We start from the raw sequence: 13991 nt of genomic DNA on the forward strand, positions 1-13991 counted from the left end.
AGTTCGGTGCCGATGATGTCGGCGACCGTCGCGATGACGGTCTGCATCTTGGTGACGTAGAGCTTGCGGGCTTCCTGGAAGAGGTTGTTGGCCTCTTTCGGCATGCCCAGCAGTTTGTCCTTGGCCCATTTCGCGCCGCCGAACATGCCTGAGTAGCGTTTGTCCTTGTAGGCCTTCATGCGGCGTTTGTGGTCGGCGGTGAAGGCGTCCCGGGCGGTCTTCTCCCCCTGGGTGAAGGCGGTGTCGACCTTCTTGTCGAGGCCGGACAGGGTTTCCTCGACGTCCTTCCTGGTGGTGTCGTAGACCTTCTGGAGTTTCGCGGTGGCCTCGGCCCGCCGTTTCTCGTCCCGGGTCTTGGTGTCGCTCTTGCCGCCGTCGACGTGTTTCCCGGCCGAGGCGCGGGTGGCGGTGAGGGCGGTCAGCGCCTTGGCCCCGGACGCGGCGGCCCCGGCTTTCGCGGCGTCGAGTTGCTGGGTTTCGGCGGCCCGGCCTTTGGCGGGGGCTTTGGCGGAGTCGGTCTCGGCGGTCTTCTTCGCCGACAGGGCCTGGTCGAAGTCGGGTTCGTTGCCCTTGGCGAGCTGGTCCTCGGTGACCTCGGCGTCGGCCAGGGTCTGGTCGTTGGCGGCGGGGCCCTGGGAGAAGTCGGTGACGGCGGGGGGCTGCTTGGCGGGGACGGCATCGGCGGCCGGGGGCGCGCCGGGGTTGGGGGGTGGTTGGTCGGGGGACATCGGGGTGACGGGTTTGTCCTTGGCCGCGGCGGTGTCGGGCGGGGCCTTGGTGGCGGTGTCGATGTCCTTGGCGGAGGCGGTCTTCCCGTCGGTGACCTTGCCGTCGACCTCGTCCTTGATCTTGTCGGCCTTGCCGGACGTGGAGAACTTGTCGGCGTCGTCGAGGTTCTTCGGGGCCTGGGAGTCGATGGCCTTGTTCACGGCGTCGATGAAGGCCTGTTTGTTGAACTCGCCGGGTTTCGCGGCGTTCATCTTCTCCGCGTTGGCGGCCTTGCCCTGGGCTTCCTTGTCGTCGGGGGGTGCGACGGCGGCGTCCTGGGCGGACTTCGACTCGGTGGTGGCGGGGGCGTGGACGGCCAGGCGGGTCTTCTTCGCCGCGATGTCGGCCTTCACCTTCCGGAACCCGGGGGCCTGCGCGGGTGAGGGCTTGACCGGGGCGGTGTAGCGCTGGGCGACCAGCCGGGACACCGCACGGTTCCCCGCCGCACGCTGGAGGTGGTGCAGGCGTTGCAGGCCCGGCCCGCCGGGGGCCCCTGGTGCGGCGGGAGAACGTGATACATCGAGGCCGGGTGTCACATCTCTTTGCCGGGGGGCACCACCACCCCGACCAGACCCCGACCCCGAACCCGAGGGGGCCTTGTCCGGAGTCTCCTTCATCCGTCCCCCCGCTACGAGTTCGCCCGCTCGCCGGTTCCAGGGTGTGCGGGGCGACCACCCCGTACGCAGCGCACGCGGACCGGGTTCGAGGGCATCGCCCGGCGGCACTGTCGGCGTGCGGGCGTTGCCTGATCGGGCAGTGGCCGGTGCACGGGAGGGCGGCCGAGCGTCCGTTCCCGGTGATCGACGGTCTCGCGAGAATTGCGGGCGTTCCCGGCCAAGGAGAGACTCATATGCCGTCGTACCTGTCCCCGGGCGTCTACGTCGAAGAGATCGAGTCCGGATCCCGGCCGATCGAAGGGGTGGGCACCTCGGTCGCCGCCTTCGTCGGCTTCGCCCAGAAGGGCCCGTTCGACGAGCCGACGCTGATCACCAACTGGAGCCAGTTCGCCGGCACGTTCGGTGACTTCGTCGACGGCACGTATCTGGCGTCGGCCGTGTACGGGTTCTTCGCCAACGGCGGCGGTGTCTGCTACGTCGTCCGGATCGACGACGGCTCCGAGCCCCCGGCCGACATGGACGGGGACGGTGGACGGGAAACCGGACGGCTGCCCGCAGGGTCCGAGACGCAGCTCGGCCCGTACGCGGTGAAGCCCCGCCCCGGTGTGACCGGGCAGGTCACCGTCGAGGTGGCCGAGGTGGAGGCGGAGGACCCGCCCTCGGACGTCTTCCAGCTGATCGTGCGGCGGGACGGGCAGGTCGCTGAGACGTACCCCAGCGTCACCACCAAGCGCAGCAAGGACAACATCGCCACCCGGGTGAACGCCACGTCCGAACTGATCGAGGTGCGCGAGACCGTGCGCGGCGCGGCCCCGGCCAAACCCGAGCCGCAGAGCGTCACCCTCGCCCCCGCCGTGCCCGCACCGGACGGCACCGGGACGCTGACGCCCGAGCTGTACGTCGGCGACCCCGACCGCCGGACCGGGATCGGCGGGCTGGAAGCGGTCGAGGAGGTCACCACCGTCGCCGCACCGGACCTGATGAGCGCGTACCAACGCGGACTGCTGGACCTGGAATCGGTGATCGCCGTGCAGCAGGGGATCATCACCCACTGCCAGCTGATGGGCGACCGGGTCGCCATCCTCGACGCGCCGCCGGGGCTCAGCCCGCAGCAGATCCTCGCCTGGCGCACCGGGAGTGCCAACTTCGACTCCAAGTACGCCACGCTCTACTACCCCTGGATACGGGTCGCGGACACCGCGTCGGGGCGGTCCCGGCTCGTGCCGCCGAGCGGGCACATCGCCGGGGTCTGGGCGCGGAACGACGAGTCGCGCGGGGTGCACAAGGCGCCCGCCAACGAGGTCGTACGCGGGGCGGTCGCCCTCCAGACCCAGTTGACCAAGGGCGAGCACGACCTGCTCAACCCGGTCGGGGTGAACTGCATCCGGTCCTTCCCCGGGCGCGGCATCCGGATCTGGGGCGCCCGCACCCTGGCCTCCGACCCGGCCTGGCGCTACCTCAACGTGCGGCGTCTCTTCAACTACCTGGAGGAGTCGATCCTCACCGGTACCCAGTGGGTCGTCTTCGAACCGAACGACGACGCGCTGTGGGCCCGTATCCGGCGCACGGTATCCGCGTTCCTGGTCAACGAGTGGCGCAAGGGGGCGCTGTTCGGGCTCACCCCGGAAGAGGCGTTCTTCGTCAAGTGCGACCGGGAGACCAACCCCCCGGAGAGCATCGATGCCGGGCAGGTCATCTGCGAGATCGGGGTGGCACCGGTCCGGCCGGCCGAGTTCGTCGTCTTCCGGCTCTCCCAGCTGACCGGCGGCACCGGCGGGGTCGACGAGTAGGACCGGCGGGGGCGGACGAGTAGGACCGGCGGGGTCGACGAGCAGGACCGGCGGGGCGCACGAGCAGCACGTACCAGCGGAATGAGCGGTCAGAGCGGCAAGAGCGGTAAAGGAGCCTGTTGTGCCACTTCCCGATCTCGACAGCACCGTCGGGGCCTCGTTCGGCCTCGAATTCGACAGCGTCGTCATCAAACAGATCACCGAGGTCAGCGGTCTGAAGATGGAACAGGACGTCATCGAGCTGAAGCAGAACACCGCCGACGGCCGCTATGCCATCAAGAAGCTCCCCGGCAGGCCGAAGGCCGGTGAGGTGACCGTGACCCGTGGGCTCACCGAGGACAGCAGCTTCGAACGGTGGATCAAGGACTCCCGGTTCGGGCGGATGACCACGGCCCGGCGCAACGGGGCGGTCATCGTCTACGACCACGAGGGCATCGCCATCAAGCGGTACAAGCTCATCAACGCCTGGCCGAAGTCGCTGGAGATCGGCACGCTCAAGGCCGGTGACACCTCGGTGCTCACGGAGAAGCTCTCGATCACCTACGAGAGCATGGAACTCGACTGATGCGACGCACGGCTCCGGCGGAGGAGCGGGAACGGCAGGACGGGCACGCCGGGCATGCCGGGCACGTCGGCGGGTCCGGCCGGAGGGAGCCACTCCGCACCGAGTTCACCTTCGAGCTGCCGCGCGGCTACGTCGACGAGGCGGGCGTCGTGCACCACACGGGTGTCATGCGGCTGGCGACCGCGCGGGACGAACTCGTGCCGTTGCGGGACGACCGGGTCCGGGAGAACTCCGCGTACCTGTCCGTCGTGCTGATCTCCCGGGTGGTCACCCGGATCGGCACGATCGACGACATCCACCCCGGCATCATCGAGGACCTCTTCGCCTCCGACCTGGCCTTTCTTCAGGACTTCTACCGCCGGATCAACGCCGAGGGCCACACCCGTGCCGCCGTGACCTGTCCGGCCTGCAAGGAGGAGTTCGCGGTGAATCTCGCCGGTGGCCGCCTGGGGGAATCGTGACGTACGCGGCCGACCTGCTCTACGAGGAGGTCGCGTACCTCGCCTACCACTTCCACTGGCCGCTCGACGACCTGCTGGACCTGGAACATCCGGAACGACTGAGGTTCGTCGCACAGATCGCCCGCCTCAACGGGCAGTAGTGGACGGCGCGGTGAGCGGGAAGGGGCGGGAAGAACCATGGGCCTGATGTCCTGGCTGCGCGGCGGCGGGCGTACGGCGGAGAGCGGGCCGAGCGGGCCGGGTGGTCCGCAGGCACCGGACTTCGCGCGGCGTGAGCGGGTCGACCTCGCCGAACTGCCGCCCATACAAAGGACATTGGGCGCCCAGGAGCTGACGATCGACCCGGCCGGGTTCCAGGGGGCGCTCTCCACCCGGCAGGACACCTCGCTCGGCACCCCGCTCGGGCACCTGGTCAGCCCGGAAGCGCCGACCGGTCTGGTGCACGGGATCACCGCACCGGCCGGTCCCGAGGCCCCGGCCGCCTCCGGCCCGGGGGCGGTGCAGCGGGCCGTGGAAGGCGTGGTGGAGCTGCCCCGGCGGGGTGGTGGGCTGCCCCTGGGAGTGTCCGCGCAGCGGGTGGTGGCGGGCGGCGCGCCCGCGATGACCTCGGCCGGAGGAGCGGCGGAGGCGGAAGCTCCGGCACGTCGACTGGTGGGCGAGCAGCCGCCGGTGGCGGTGGTGGCACCCGAGCCGGTGGCCGGCCAGGGGCCGGTGGTGCCCACGGCGGCGGATGTGCCCGTGCAGCGTGCGGCGGGGCCGGGGACCGGGGCGACCCGGCGGGCACCCGGGCTCGGCGCGCCGATGGCCGGGCTGCCGCCGACGGCCCAACGGCTCCCCGCCGGGGCGGCTCCGGACGGGGCGGACGGGCCCGTACCGGTCGCTCCGGGCGCGGTGGCCGGGGGCGGCGGGGAGGCTCCCGGGGAGCTCCGGCCGGTATCGCCGCCCGACGCCACCGCACCGGCGCCCGCGCCCTCGCCCGACGCACCCACCGCCCCACTGCTCGGCGACTCGCCGCTGCTGCCCGCCTCCGCCCCGGAGTCGGCCCCGGAGCCCGGCGGCCCCGGCGGCCTCGGCGACCCCGGCCCCGGCAACGTCGCCACCGGCCCCGGCCCCGTACCGGCGGTGCAGCGGTTCCCCGGAGTGCCGCAGCGGCCCCTGGCACCGCCCCCCGCCTCCGACCCGGTCGCGCCCCTGCTCGCCGACCGGCCGCTGGAACCCCGGAACGGGCCGGACGCGGGCCCCGCCACCGTGCAGCGTTCCGCCGTGGACTGGGTGGTTCCGGCACCGCCCGCCGGGGTGGGACCGTCGCCTGCCGTACCGGACGCGGCGGACGCCGTACCGGTGCGCTGGGCGGACGCCGGGCCGGGGGCGCCGTCCCTGGCCACGGTGACCCCGTCGTCGTCCTCCGAACCGGCGGCGCTGCAACGTACCGCCGCGGCCCCGCACCCCGGCCCGCCGGGAGCGCCGCCGCCCCGCGCCCCGCTCCCGTCCCTGCAACGCCGGGCGGCCGGGGGGCCACCGGTGCCGCGTTCCGTGCAGCGGGCCGCCGGGCCCACCGCTCCGGCGTTCACCACGGCGGGCGCGGCCGCCCTCGCGGCCGGGGTGGCGCAGCGCGCGGCGGACGGCAGCGTCGTCTTCGGGCCGCCGCCACCGGCGTACGCCACCCCCGTCGTCCAGCGCGAGACGGTGACCGAGGAACCGCCCCCACCGGACCCGCCGGCCCCGGACCCGCCCCAGGACCCCGTACCGGAGCCGGAACCCGAACCCGGGCCCGGTCCGGAAGCGGCATCGGGCACCGCCGGGGCCCACCCCGCTCCGGCCGGCACCGGGCCCGGCGGGGCCCCCGTCGTCACCGACGAACTCGTACGGGCCCTGTACCCGCCGCTCAGCCGGCTCTTCAAGGCCGATCTGCGGCTGGAACGCGAACGAGCGGGATTCCTCATCAACACCCGGCACTGATCAACACCCGGCACTGACACAGCACAGGAAGACGAGAGGTACGTGCCATGGCCACCGCCCAGGACAGCGATCCCGCCGTCAGCGTCTGCTTCGTCGTCACGATCGACGACATCGAGCTCGGGTCGTTCAACACATGCGACGGGCTGGGCTGCGAAGTGGTGCTCGAAACCCGGGAGGAGGGCGGGAACAACGGGCATCTGTGGCAGTTGCCGACCCGCCTGAAGTACCCGAACGTCAAGCTGTCCCGGCCGTTGACCAAGGAGACCGAGAAGGTGGCGCGCTGGTTCGCCACCATGACGACCGGGTTCAGCCGGAAGACCGCGCACATCGAGGCGCGGACCGTGGACGGGACGAAGGTGGCCCAGTGGGGGCTGCTGGAGGTCGTCCCGGTCCGCTGGACCGGCCCCTCGTTCACCCCCGAGTCGCCCAAGGTCGCGATGGAGACGATCGAGATCGCCCACCACGGCTATGTGATGGAGGGCTGAGCGTCGTGAGCGGTGCGGGTCCCATCGCCTTCAGCGCCGCCGGTACGTCCGGGGTCTCGGCCGCGACGGCCGGAAGGGGCGGCTCGGCCAGGCCCAAGCTGGAGCACGCCTACCTGGAGCTGCGGACCCCGCCGACCGGCGGCGGACTCACCCCCGGCGGCCCGTGCGGGCGGATCGACTTCCAGTTCAACCCCAAGGAGCTCAGCCTCACCAAGGCGGCCTCCTGGAAACGGAGCACGGCCAAGGGTGCCAAGAGCTCCGGCCCGCCCGAGTACCAGGGCTCGCAGCCCAGCAAGCTCACCGTGGAGATGTTCTTCGACGCCAGCGACACCCAGGACACCCGGGTGGTCACTGCCGTGGAACAGCTCTTCGCCTGCTGCGTTCCGACGAACGAGACCCGCCAGCAGCAGCGTTCCTCACCGCCGTGGGTGGTCTTCCACTGGGGCGGGCTGACCGGGTTCCCCGGCTATGTGAGCCAGGTGCAGGCGAAGTACACCCTGTTCACCACGGCGGGCGTGCCGATCCGGGCCGTCTGCCAGGTGACGATGGAGGAGATCAGCGGCGACACCCCGGGCCAGAACCCGACCTCCGGCGCGCTGGCCGCCCGCCGGGTGCACCGGCTGGACGCGGGGGACTCGCTGCCCTCGCTCGCGCAGCGCGAGTACGGCGACCCGGCGGCCTGGCGGGTGATCGCCGAGGCGAACGGGATCGACGACCCGCTGCGGCTCGCCCCGGGACGGCAGCTGCTGCTCCCCGCGCTCGACGAGCTGAACCGGCTGGAGGAGAGCAGGGGCCGGGACGGGGGGCGGGTCTGATGGCCGCGCGGCCGGGCGTCGCGACGGCGCTGGTGGTGGAGTTCGGCGGCGGGCCGCTGCCCGCGAAGTTCGTGAACACGCTGGTCGAGGGGTACGTCGACGACAGCCGGACGCTCCCCGACCTGTTCCTGCTGCGGTTCCGCGACCCGGACCGGGTGCTGCTCGAGCAGGCCGGACTGAAGATCGGCACCGAGGCCCGGCTGCTGGCCCGCGCGGGCGGCGACTCGACGCCGAAACCGCTGCTCAAGGGGGTCGTCACCGCGCTGGAGGTGGAGCTGGACGAGACCGGCACCTTCACCGTCGTCCGCGGGCTCGACGAGTCGCACCGGCTGTTCCGGGGGCGCCGGGTGGCCAGCTACCAGAACATGACGCTCGCCGACATCTGCGCCCAGGTCGCCCAGCGGGCCGGGCTGAAACCGGGCACGGTCGACGTGGCCGGGCCGGTGCTGGAACACATCGCCCAGCCCAACGTCACCGACTGGGAGTTCGTCCGGGGACTGGCCGAGGAGGCCGGCGCCCAGGCGTACGTACGCGACGGGCAGTTGCACGTCACCCGGCCCGCCGAGGCGAGCGGGGCCCCGGACGGCTCGGCGCGGGCGGACCGCAACCCGCTCGTCCTGGAGATGGGCAGCAACCTGCTGCGCTGCCGGGCCGGGGTCTCCTCCGCCGAGCAGGTCTCCGAGGTGGAGGTGCGCGGCTGGGACGTGAAGACCAAGCAGCCGCTGGTCGGGCGGGCCCCGGCCGGGAAGTCGGCCACGCTGGAGCTGGGGGTGAGCGCCGCCGAGGTGTCCGCCCCGTTCGGCGAGGCCCGGTTCGTGGTCACCGACGCCGCGTACGGGGCGCAGGACCAGGTGGACCAGGCGGCGAAGGCGCTCGCCGAGCGGATCGCCGGGTCGTTCGCCGAGCTGGAGGCCGTGATCCGGGGCAACCCGGAGGTACGGGCCGGGAGCGCGGTGGCGCTCAACGCGGTCGGGGCGCCGTTCGAGGGCCGGTACACGGTCACGTCCTCGCGGCACGTCTTCGACCCGGTGCGCGGCTACCAGACCTGGCTGACGGTCTCCGGGCAGCAGGAGCGGTCCCTGTTCGGGCTGACCGGCGGCGGGCCCGGCGCGGGCGGCACCGGGCCCGGCGGCGGCTCGCGGTGCGCGGGGCTGGTCAGCGGGACCGTCACGGACACCCAGGACCCGGAGGGCTCGGGGCGGGTCAAGGTGCGGTTCCCCTGGCTCTCCGACGAGTACGCGAGCGACTGGGCGCGTACGGCGCAGTCGGGCGGGACGGGCGGCGGCGACGCGTTCATCCCCGAGGTCGGCGACGAGGTGCTGGTGGGCTTCGAGCACGGGCACCTGGACCGGCCGTACGTCCTGGCCGGGCTCTACAACGGGAAGGACCGGCCGTCCCCGGGCAGCGGGGGCGGCGGAACGGGCGGAAGCGCGGGGACGGGCGGGACCGGCGGCGGGATCGTCGGCGCGGCGACCGCGGCCGCCACCGGCGCACCGGCCCCCTCCGACGCACCCGGAGCCGCCCCCTCCGCCTCCCCTTCCCAGGATGCCCCCGGCGGCCCGCTCGTCGACCCGACCAGCGGCGCCGTCAACCGGCGCGCCGTCGCCACCAAGAGCGGCAACCAGCTGGAGATCCTGGACGACGCCAACGGGCCGCAGGGCGTCCGGCTGCTCACCGGCGACGGAAAGCTGAAGATCGACCTGGACCGCAAGGGCACCGTCATCCGCGTGCACAGCGACGGCAGCGTGACCATCGAGGCCAAGCAGCAGGTCTCCATCAGGGCGGACCGGGGCGTCTCGCTCGACGGCGGACAGGGCGCCCTTGAACTGAGCGGCGAGAGCGTCACGTTGAAGTCGCGCGGCGGAGTGAGTGTCGACGGCGGCAACGGCGAGGTCACCCTCTCCACCGGCTCCACGGTCGAGGTGCGCGGCGCCGAGGTCACCGTCGACGGCTCCCGGCGCACCGACCTCAGGAGCGGCGCCTCGCTCTCCGTCAACGCCCCGATGGTGAAGATCAATTGACCGCGCCGCACCGCCCGTATCGCCTGTACTGCCCGCACCAGGGCGCACCGCCCGCACCGTGCCGCACCGACCGAATCGAGAGGAACGGACCCCATGCCAGCAGCCGCGGCCGCCCGGGTCGGCGACCCCACCGGACACCCCGGCACGGTCGGGCCCCCCGGCGTCCCGACCGTGCTGATCGGCGGGCTCCCCGCCGCCACGGTCGGCACCCCGCACCTGTGCTCGTTCCCGCCGCCCGCGGTGCACGCCCCGTCCACGATCGTTCCGCCCGGCTCCACGACGGTGCTGATCGGCGGGTTCCCGGCGGCCCGGGTCGGTGACCGGGCGGCCTGCGGCGCACCGATCGTCTCCGGTTGCCCGACCGTACTGATCGGAGGCTGACCGGCCCATGGGACAGGAATTCATCGGCGCGGGCTGGGCCTTCCCGCCGCGCACCGACGCCACCGGCTCCATCGCCCTGGTGCGCGGCGAGCACGAGCTGGAGGAGTCGATCCGGCTGATCCTCGCCACCTCGCCGGGCGAACGGCCGATGCGCCCGGAGTTCGGCTGCGCCGTCAACGACTACGTGTTCGCCCCGGCCGACGCGGGCACCGCCGGGCAACTCGCCTACGAGGTACGGCTCGCGCTCGACCGGTGGGAGCCGCGCATCGAGGTCACCGAGGTCGTCGTCCGGTTCGACGAGGCCGACGAAGGGGTCCTCTACATCGACATCGGCTACACCGTCCGGGGCGCCAACGACCCCCGGAACCTGGTCTTCCCGTTCTATGTGATCCCGCAGCACGAGGACCCCGCGATCCCCGGGCACGAGAACCGCGCGACCCCGCGGCACAAGGAGGTGGACGGCGCGTGACGCTGCCCAGCCCGTATCTGGACGACCGCCGCTTCCAGGGCCTGGTCGACGAGGCGAAACGGCTCGTCCAGCAGCGCTGCCCCGAGTGGACCGACCACAATGTGTCGGACCCCGGGGTGACCCTCATCGAAGCCTTCGCGACCATGGTCGACCAACTGGTCTACCGGGTGAACCGGGTGCCGGAGAAGAGCTATCTGACCTTCCTCGACCTGATCGGCGTCCGCCTCCACCCGCCCACCGCCGCCCGCACCGACGTGACGTTCCGGCTCTCCGCGCCCCGGCCCGAACCGGTACGGGTCCGGGCCGGCACGGAGGTCGCGACCGTACGCACGGAGACCGAGGAGGCCGTGGTCTTCACGACCGCCGGCGAACTCTCCATCGAGCCCTGCGACTACGCACATCTGGCGACCTGGCCGACGTCCGGCGAGGCCGCCGACCGCACCGAGGAGCTGACCCTCGGCCGGCCCGTCCCCTGCTTCGGCACCACCCCCGCACCCGGCGACGCCCTCTACATCGGGCTCTCCGCCGCCGTGCCCGCCGGGGTCGTCGTGCTGCGGCTGGACTGCTCGGTCGAGGGCGTCGGCGTCGACCCGCTGCGCCCGCCGCTGGTCTGGGAGGCGTGGGACGGCACCGCCTGGGTGGCCTGCGAGACCGAGAAGGACGACACCGGCGGCTTCAACCGGTCCGGCGAGCTGATCCTGCACCTGCCGCAGGGCCACGTCCCCGCCGTCGTGGTGCGCCGCACCGGCGGCTGGCTCCGCTGCCGCCTGGTCGAGGCGGTGCCGGGGCAGCCCACCTACATGGCGTCCCCGGTGGTCCGCCGGATCACCGCGTTCACCATCGGGGCGACCGTCGGGGCGGTGCACGCCGAGACCGTGACCGACGAGGTGCTCGGCCCCGCCGAGGGCGTACCCGGGCAGAGCTTCACGGTGGCCCGGCCGCCGGTGGTGCCCGGCGAGTTCGTCGTCGAGGTGACCGACCCGGCGGGCGGGGCACAGCCCACGGAGTGGACCCGGGTCGACGACTTCGCGCACTCCGGCCCCGAGGACCGGCACATCACGCTCGACCCCAACTCCGGCCGCGTCGAGTTCGGCCCCGCCGTACGGGAACGGGACGGCTCGATCCGCTACTACGGCATGGTGCCGCCCAAGGGCGCCACCGTGCGGGTCCGCTCGTACCGCACCGGTGGCGGCCTGCGCGGCAACGTGGCCCGCTCCACCCTGCGGGTGCTGCGCAGCGCCATCCCGTACGTGGCCCGGGTGGAGAACCGCCGCCCCGCGCTCGGCGGGGTCGACGGTGAGACGGTGGAGAGCGCCCGGGTCCGCGGGCCGATGACGCTGCGGACCCTGCACCGGGCGGTCGTCCCGCACGACTACGAACTCCTCGCCCGCGAGGTGGCGCCCGACGCGGCCCGGGTCCAGTGCATCGCGGCCGGCCAGGACGCGGACGTCGACGCGGGCGGGGTGCGGCTGCTGGTCGTGCCGTCCGGGCGCAGCGACGAGCAGGGCCGGATCGAGTTCGGTGAACTGGTCCCGCCGGAGCACACCCTCGCGCTGATCGCGGGCCATCTGGAGGAGCGGCGGCCGATCGGCGCCCGGCTGGTGGTCGAGCGGCCCTTCTACCAGGGGGTCACCGTGGTCGCCTCGGTGCAGGCCCGGCGCGGTGCGGTGGCCGAGCGGGTGCGGGAGGAGGCGCTGACCGCGCTGTACAGCTACTTCAACCCGCTGAGCGGCGGGCCGGGCGGCGACGGCTGGCCCTTCGGCCGACCCGTCCAGTCGGGCGAGGCGTTCGCCGTGCTGCAACAGGTGCCGGGCGTGGACCTGGTGGAGGACGTACGCCTCTTCCCCGCCGACCCGGTCAACGGACAGCGCGGCGAACCCGCCACCAAGATCGCCCTGGACCGGCACGCGCTGGTCTTCAGCTACGAGCACCAGCTCCGGGTACGGGAGGCCTGACCGCCATGCGCACAGCCGTGACCGGGCTGCCGACCCCGCACCCGCTGATCGAACAGCTCCCCGCGGTCTACCTGGAGCAGGACTTCCTGCGCAGGTTCCTGGAGGCGCTCGACGACGTACTCGCCCCGGTGCTGCTCTCCATCGACAACCTGCCCGCCCATCTCGACCCGCGCAGCGCGCCCGAGGACTTCCTGGCCTGGCTGGCGCAGTGGGTGGCCGCCGACACCCGTGCCGACCACCCGGTGGAGCAGCGGCGGGCGACGGTGCGGGGCGCGGTGGAGCGGCACAGCAGACGGGGTACCCGGCGCGGGCTCGCCGAGGCGGTGCTGCTGGAGACCGGGGTCGAGCCGGAGATCGTGGAGAGCGGCGGCACGGCGTGGTCGACGACGCCGCACACCCGGTTCCCGGGCGCCCCGCGCCCGTGGGTCACGGTCCGGGTCCGGCCCAGCGGGCCGTACCAGGTCGACCGGGTGCGGCTGGAGGAGCTGATCCGTACGGAGATACCCGCCCATGTGGGCTTCGACCTGGAGCTCCTGTGAGGTGCGGGACGTGTGGCCGGAACAATCCGCCGGGGACGCAGTTCTGCACCTCGTGCCGGGCGTTCCTGGAGTGGGAGGAACCGCCGTCGAGCGGTACGCCGACGCCGCCCGCCGTGGCCCCGACGCCTCCTTCCCCGAGCCCGCGACCTCAGCCGTCCCCTGAACCCGAGCCCCAGCCGTCCCCTCGACCTCAACCGTCCCCTCAGCCACAACCACAGCCACAGCCACAGCCGCCGCCCCGTAGCACCCCGGCCACCCCGGCCACTCCCCCCACAACCGCCGCTCCCCGACGCCCCGGTGATGATCCGGCCACCCCGGTCCCGGGCCCCGAGGCGCTGCCCGTCGCGCCGGACCGGCCCGCCCCCGCGGACCCGGGTCCGGCCCCCGCCCCGCCCGTGCCCTGCCCCGGATGCCGTACGGGGAACACGCCCGACCGCACCCGGTGCGTCCACTGCGGGCTGCTCCTGGACCCGGGACCGCCGCCCGAGGTCCGCCCGCCCTGGTGGCGCAGGCTCCTGCGGCGGCGGCCGCGTCAGGCGCCCGTCGCGGGCACCCGGCCCCGGCGGCGGCTGTGGCGCCGTCCCGGGCTGACGCTCCCGATCCTGCTGGTCGTGCTCGCGGCCGGGGTCTGGTTCGCGCTGCCGCACATACCGGGCTGGCTCGGCCTCGCCAAGGACGAGACCGGGAGCCTGGAAGCCGTGCCGCCCACCCGGTTCCGGGCCTCCAGCCGGGCCGCCGGGCACCCGGCGGGGGCGGCGTTCGACGGCTTCACCAACCGCTACTGGGCGCCCGCCGAGGACGGCCCCGACAGCGGCAGGGGCCAGTACCTGGAGTGCGACTTCGAGCAGCCGGTACGGGTGCTGAAGCTGGTGGTGTTCCCGGGCGTCTCGGCGAAGATGGACGAGTTCCTCACCCAGGGCCGCCCGGCCCGGATCACCGTCCGGCTCACCTCCGCCGACGGCACCAGCGTCGACAAGGAGTTGCGGATCAAGGACCAGCCGGGCCAGCAGACCTTCGACCTGCGCGGATCGGAGATCGTCCGGGCCCGGCTCACCACCGCGACCACGTACGGAGCGGGCCCCGGCCGCCGACTCGCCGTCGCCGAGGTCGAGTTCTTCGGCCGCAGGCCCTGAGAGCCCGCCGAGCGGCTTCCGGCCGGACGGACG

At 73.4% G+C, this 13991-nt stretch carries 13 protein-coding genes and 1 pseudogene; 13 read left to right on the forward strand and 1 reads right to left on the reverse strand.

The annotated features are described in order from the left end of the window. Positions 1–1196 (reverse strand): annotated as a pseudogene (locus tag ACF08W_RS31755) (hypothetical protein); the annotation flags it as partial. 422 nt (positions 1197–1618) lie between these two features. Here ACF08W_RS31755 and ACF08W_RS31760 point away from each other — a divergent pair. The 13 genes from ACF08W_RS31760 (at position 1619) to ACF08W_RS31820 (ending at position 13958) form a co-directional block, all read left to right on the forward strand. Further along, entirely contained in the window at positions 1619–3175 is a 1557-nt protein-coding gene (locus tag ACF08W_RS31760) for a phage tail sheath family protein (RefSeq protein ID WP_392281421.1), read from the forward strand. Positions 3176–3296: 121 nt separating this feature from the next. Next, entirely contained in the window at positions 3297–3740 is a 444-nt protein-coding gene (locus ACF08W_RS31765; RefSeq protein ID WP_352279727.1) for a phage tail protein, read from the forward strand. Beyond that, complete coding sequence (locus ACF08W_RS31770) at positions 3740–4201, forward strand: hypothetical protein (protein WP_392281422.1); 462 nt, start codon at positions 3740–3742, stop codon at positions 4199–4201. The genes ACF08W_RS31765 and ACF08W_RS31770 overlap by 1 nt, the downstream gene beginning before the upstream one ends. Beyond that, positions 4198–4341: a DUF6760 family protein gene (locus tag ACF08W_RS31775; protein WP_352279731.1), complete on the forward strand. Its 144-nt coding sequence runs from the start codon at positions 4198–4200 to the stop codon at positions 4339–4341. Before ACF08W_RS31770 ends, ACF08W_RS31775 begins: the two co-directional genes overlap by 4 nt. Before the next feature lie 37 nt (positions 4342–4378). Next, positions 4379–6160 carry a hypothetical protein gene (locus tag ACF08W_RS31780; protein WP_392281423.1) on the forward strand — a complete coding sequence of 594 codons (1782 nt, stop codon included), beginning with the start codon at positions 4379–4381 and terminating at the stop codon, positions 6158–6160. Positions 6161–6207: 47 nt separating this feature from the next. Further along, a complete protein-coding gene (locus ACF08W_RS31785) occupies positions 6208–6645 on the forward strand; it encodes a phage tail protein (RefSeq protein WP_352279735.1) in 438 nt (145 codons plus the stop codon). A 5-nt stretch (positions 6646–6650) separates the two neighbouring features. Further along, entirely contained in the window at positions 6651–7460 is an 810-nt protein-coding gene (locus ACF08W_RS31790) for a peptidase M23 (RefSeq protein WP_392281424.1), read from the forward strand. After that, entirely contained in the window at positions 7460–9481 is a 2022-nt protein-coding gene (locus tag ACF08W_RS31795) for a VgrG-related protein (protein ID WP_392281425.1), read from the forward strand. Before ACF08W_RS31790 ends, ACF08W_RS31795 begins: the two co-directional genes overlap by 1 nt. 93 nt (positions 9482–9574) lie before the next feature. Next, a complete protein-coding gene (locus tag ACF08W_RS31800) occupies positions 9575–9862 on the forward strand; it encodes a PAAR domain-containing protein (protein WP_366298341.1) in 288 nt (95 codons plus the stop codon). Positions 9863–9869: 7 nt separating this feature from the next. Continuing rightward, the gene (locus ACF08W_RS31805) at positions 9870–10331 is read left to right on the forward strand and encodes a GPW/gp25 family protein (RefSeq protein WP_352279743.1); all 462 of its coding nucleotides are present in this window, start codon (positions 9870–9872) and stop codon (positions 10329–10331) included. Beyond that, entirely contained in the window at positions 10328–12286 is a 1959-nt protein-coding gene (locus tag ACF08W_RS31810) for a putative baseplate assembly protein (protein ID WP_392281426.1), read from the forward strand. The genes ACF08W_RS31805 and ACF08W_RS31810 overlap by 4 nt, the downstream gene beginning before the upstream one ends. Positions 12287–12291: 5 nt before the next feature. Then, positions 12292–12825, forward strand: a complete 534-nt coding sequence (locus tag ACF08W_RS31815; protein ID WP_392281427.1) for a phage tail protein — start codon at positions 12292–12294, stop codon at positions 12823–12825. 395 nt (positions 12826–13220) lie between these two features. Then, positions 13221–13958, forward strand: a complete 738-nt coding sequence (locus tag ACF08W_RS31820; RefSeq protein WP_385216787.1) for a discoidin domain-containing protein — start codon at positions 13221–13223, stop codon at positions 13956–13958. Positions 13959–13991 lie beyond the last annotated feature (33 nt).

The sequence above is a fragment of the Streptomyces sp. NPDC015144 genome (assembly GCF_043079735.1).
Lineage (GTDB): Bacteria > Actinomycetota > Actinomycetes > Streptomycetales > Streptomycetaceae > Streptomyces.

Bases quoted from the DNA above. Each gene is read 5' to 3' on its own strand.
- ACF08W_RS31780 (WP_392281423.1), top strand. From the start codon at position 4,379: ATGGGCCTGATGTCCTGGCTGCGCGGCGGCGGGCGTACGGCGGAGAGC.
- ACF08W_RS31760 (WP_392281421.1), top strand. From the start codon at position 1,619: ATGCCGTCGTACCTGTCCCCGGGCGTCTACGTCGAAGAGATCGAGTCC.
- ACF08W_RS31815 (WP_392281427.1), top strand. From the start codon at position 12,292: ATGCGCACAGCCGTGACCGGGCTGCCGACCCCGCACCCGCTGATCGAA.
- ACF08W_RS31805 (WP_352279743.1), top strand. From the start codon at position 9,870: ATGGGACAGGAATTCATCGGCGCGGGCTGGGCCTTCCCGCCGCGCACC.
- ACF08W_RS31800 (WP_366298341.1), top strand. From the start codon at position 9,575: ATGCCAGCAGCCGCGGCCGCCCGGGTCGGCGACCCCACCGGACACCCC.
- ACF08W_RS31770 (WP_392281422.1), top strand. From the start codon at position 3,740: ATGCGACGCACGGCTCCGGCGGAGGAGCGGGAACGGCAGGACGGGCAC.
- ACF08W_RS31785 (WP_352279735.1), top strand. From the start codon at position 6,208: ATGGCCACCGCCCAGGACAGCGATCCCGCCGTCAGCGTCTGCTTCGTC.
- ACF08W_RS31795 (WP_392281425.1), top strand. From the start codon at position 7,460: ATGGCCGCGCGGCCGGGCGTCGCGACGGCGCTGGTGGTGGAGTTCGGC.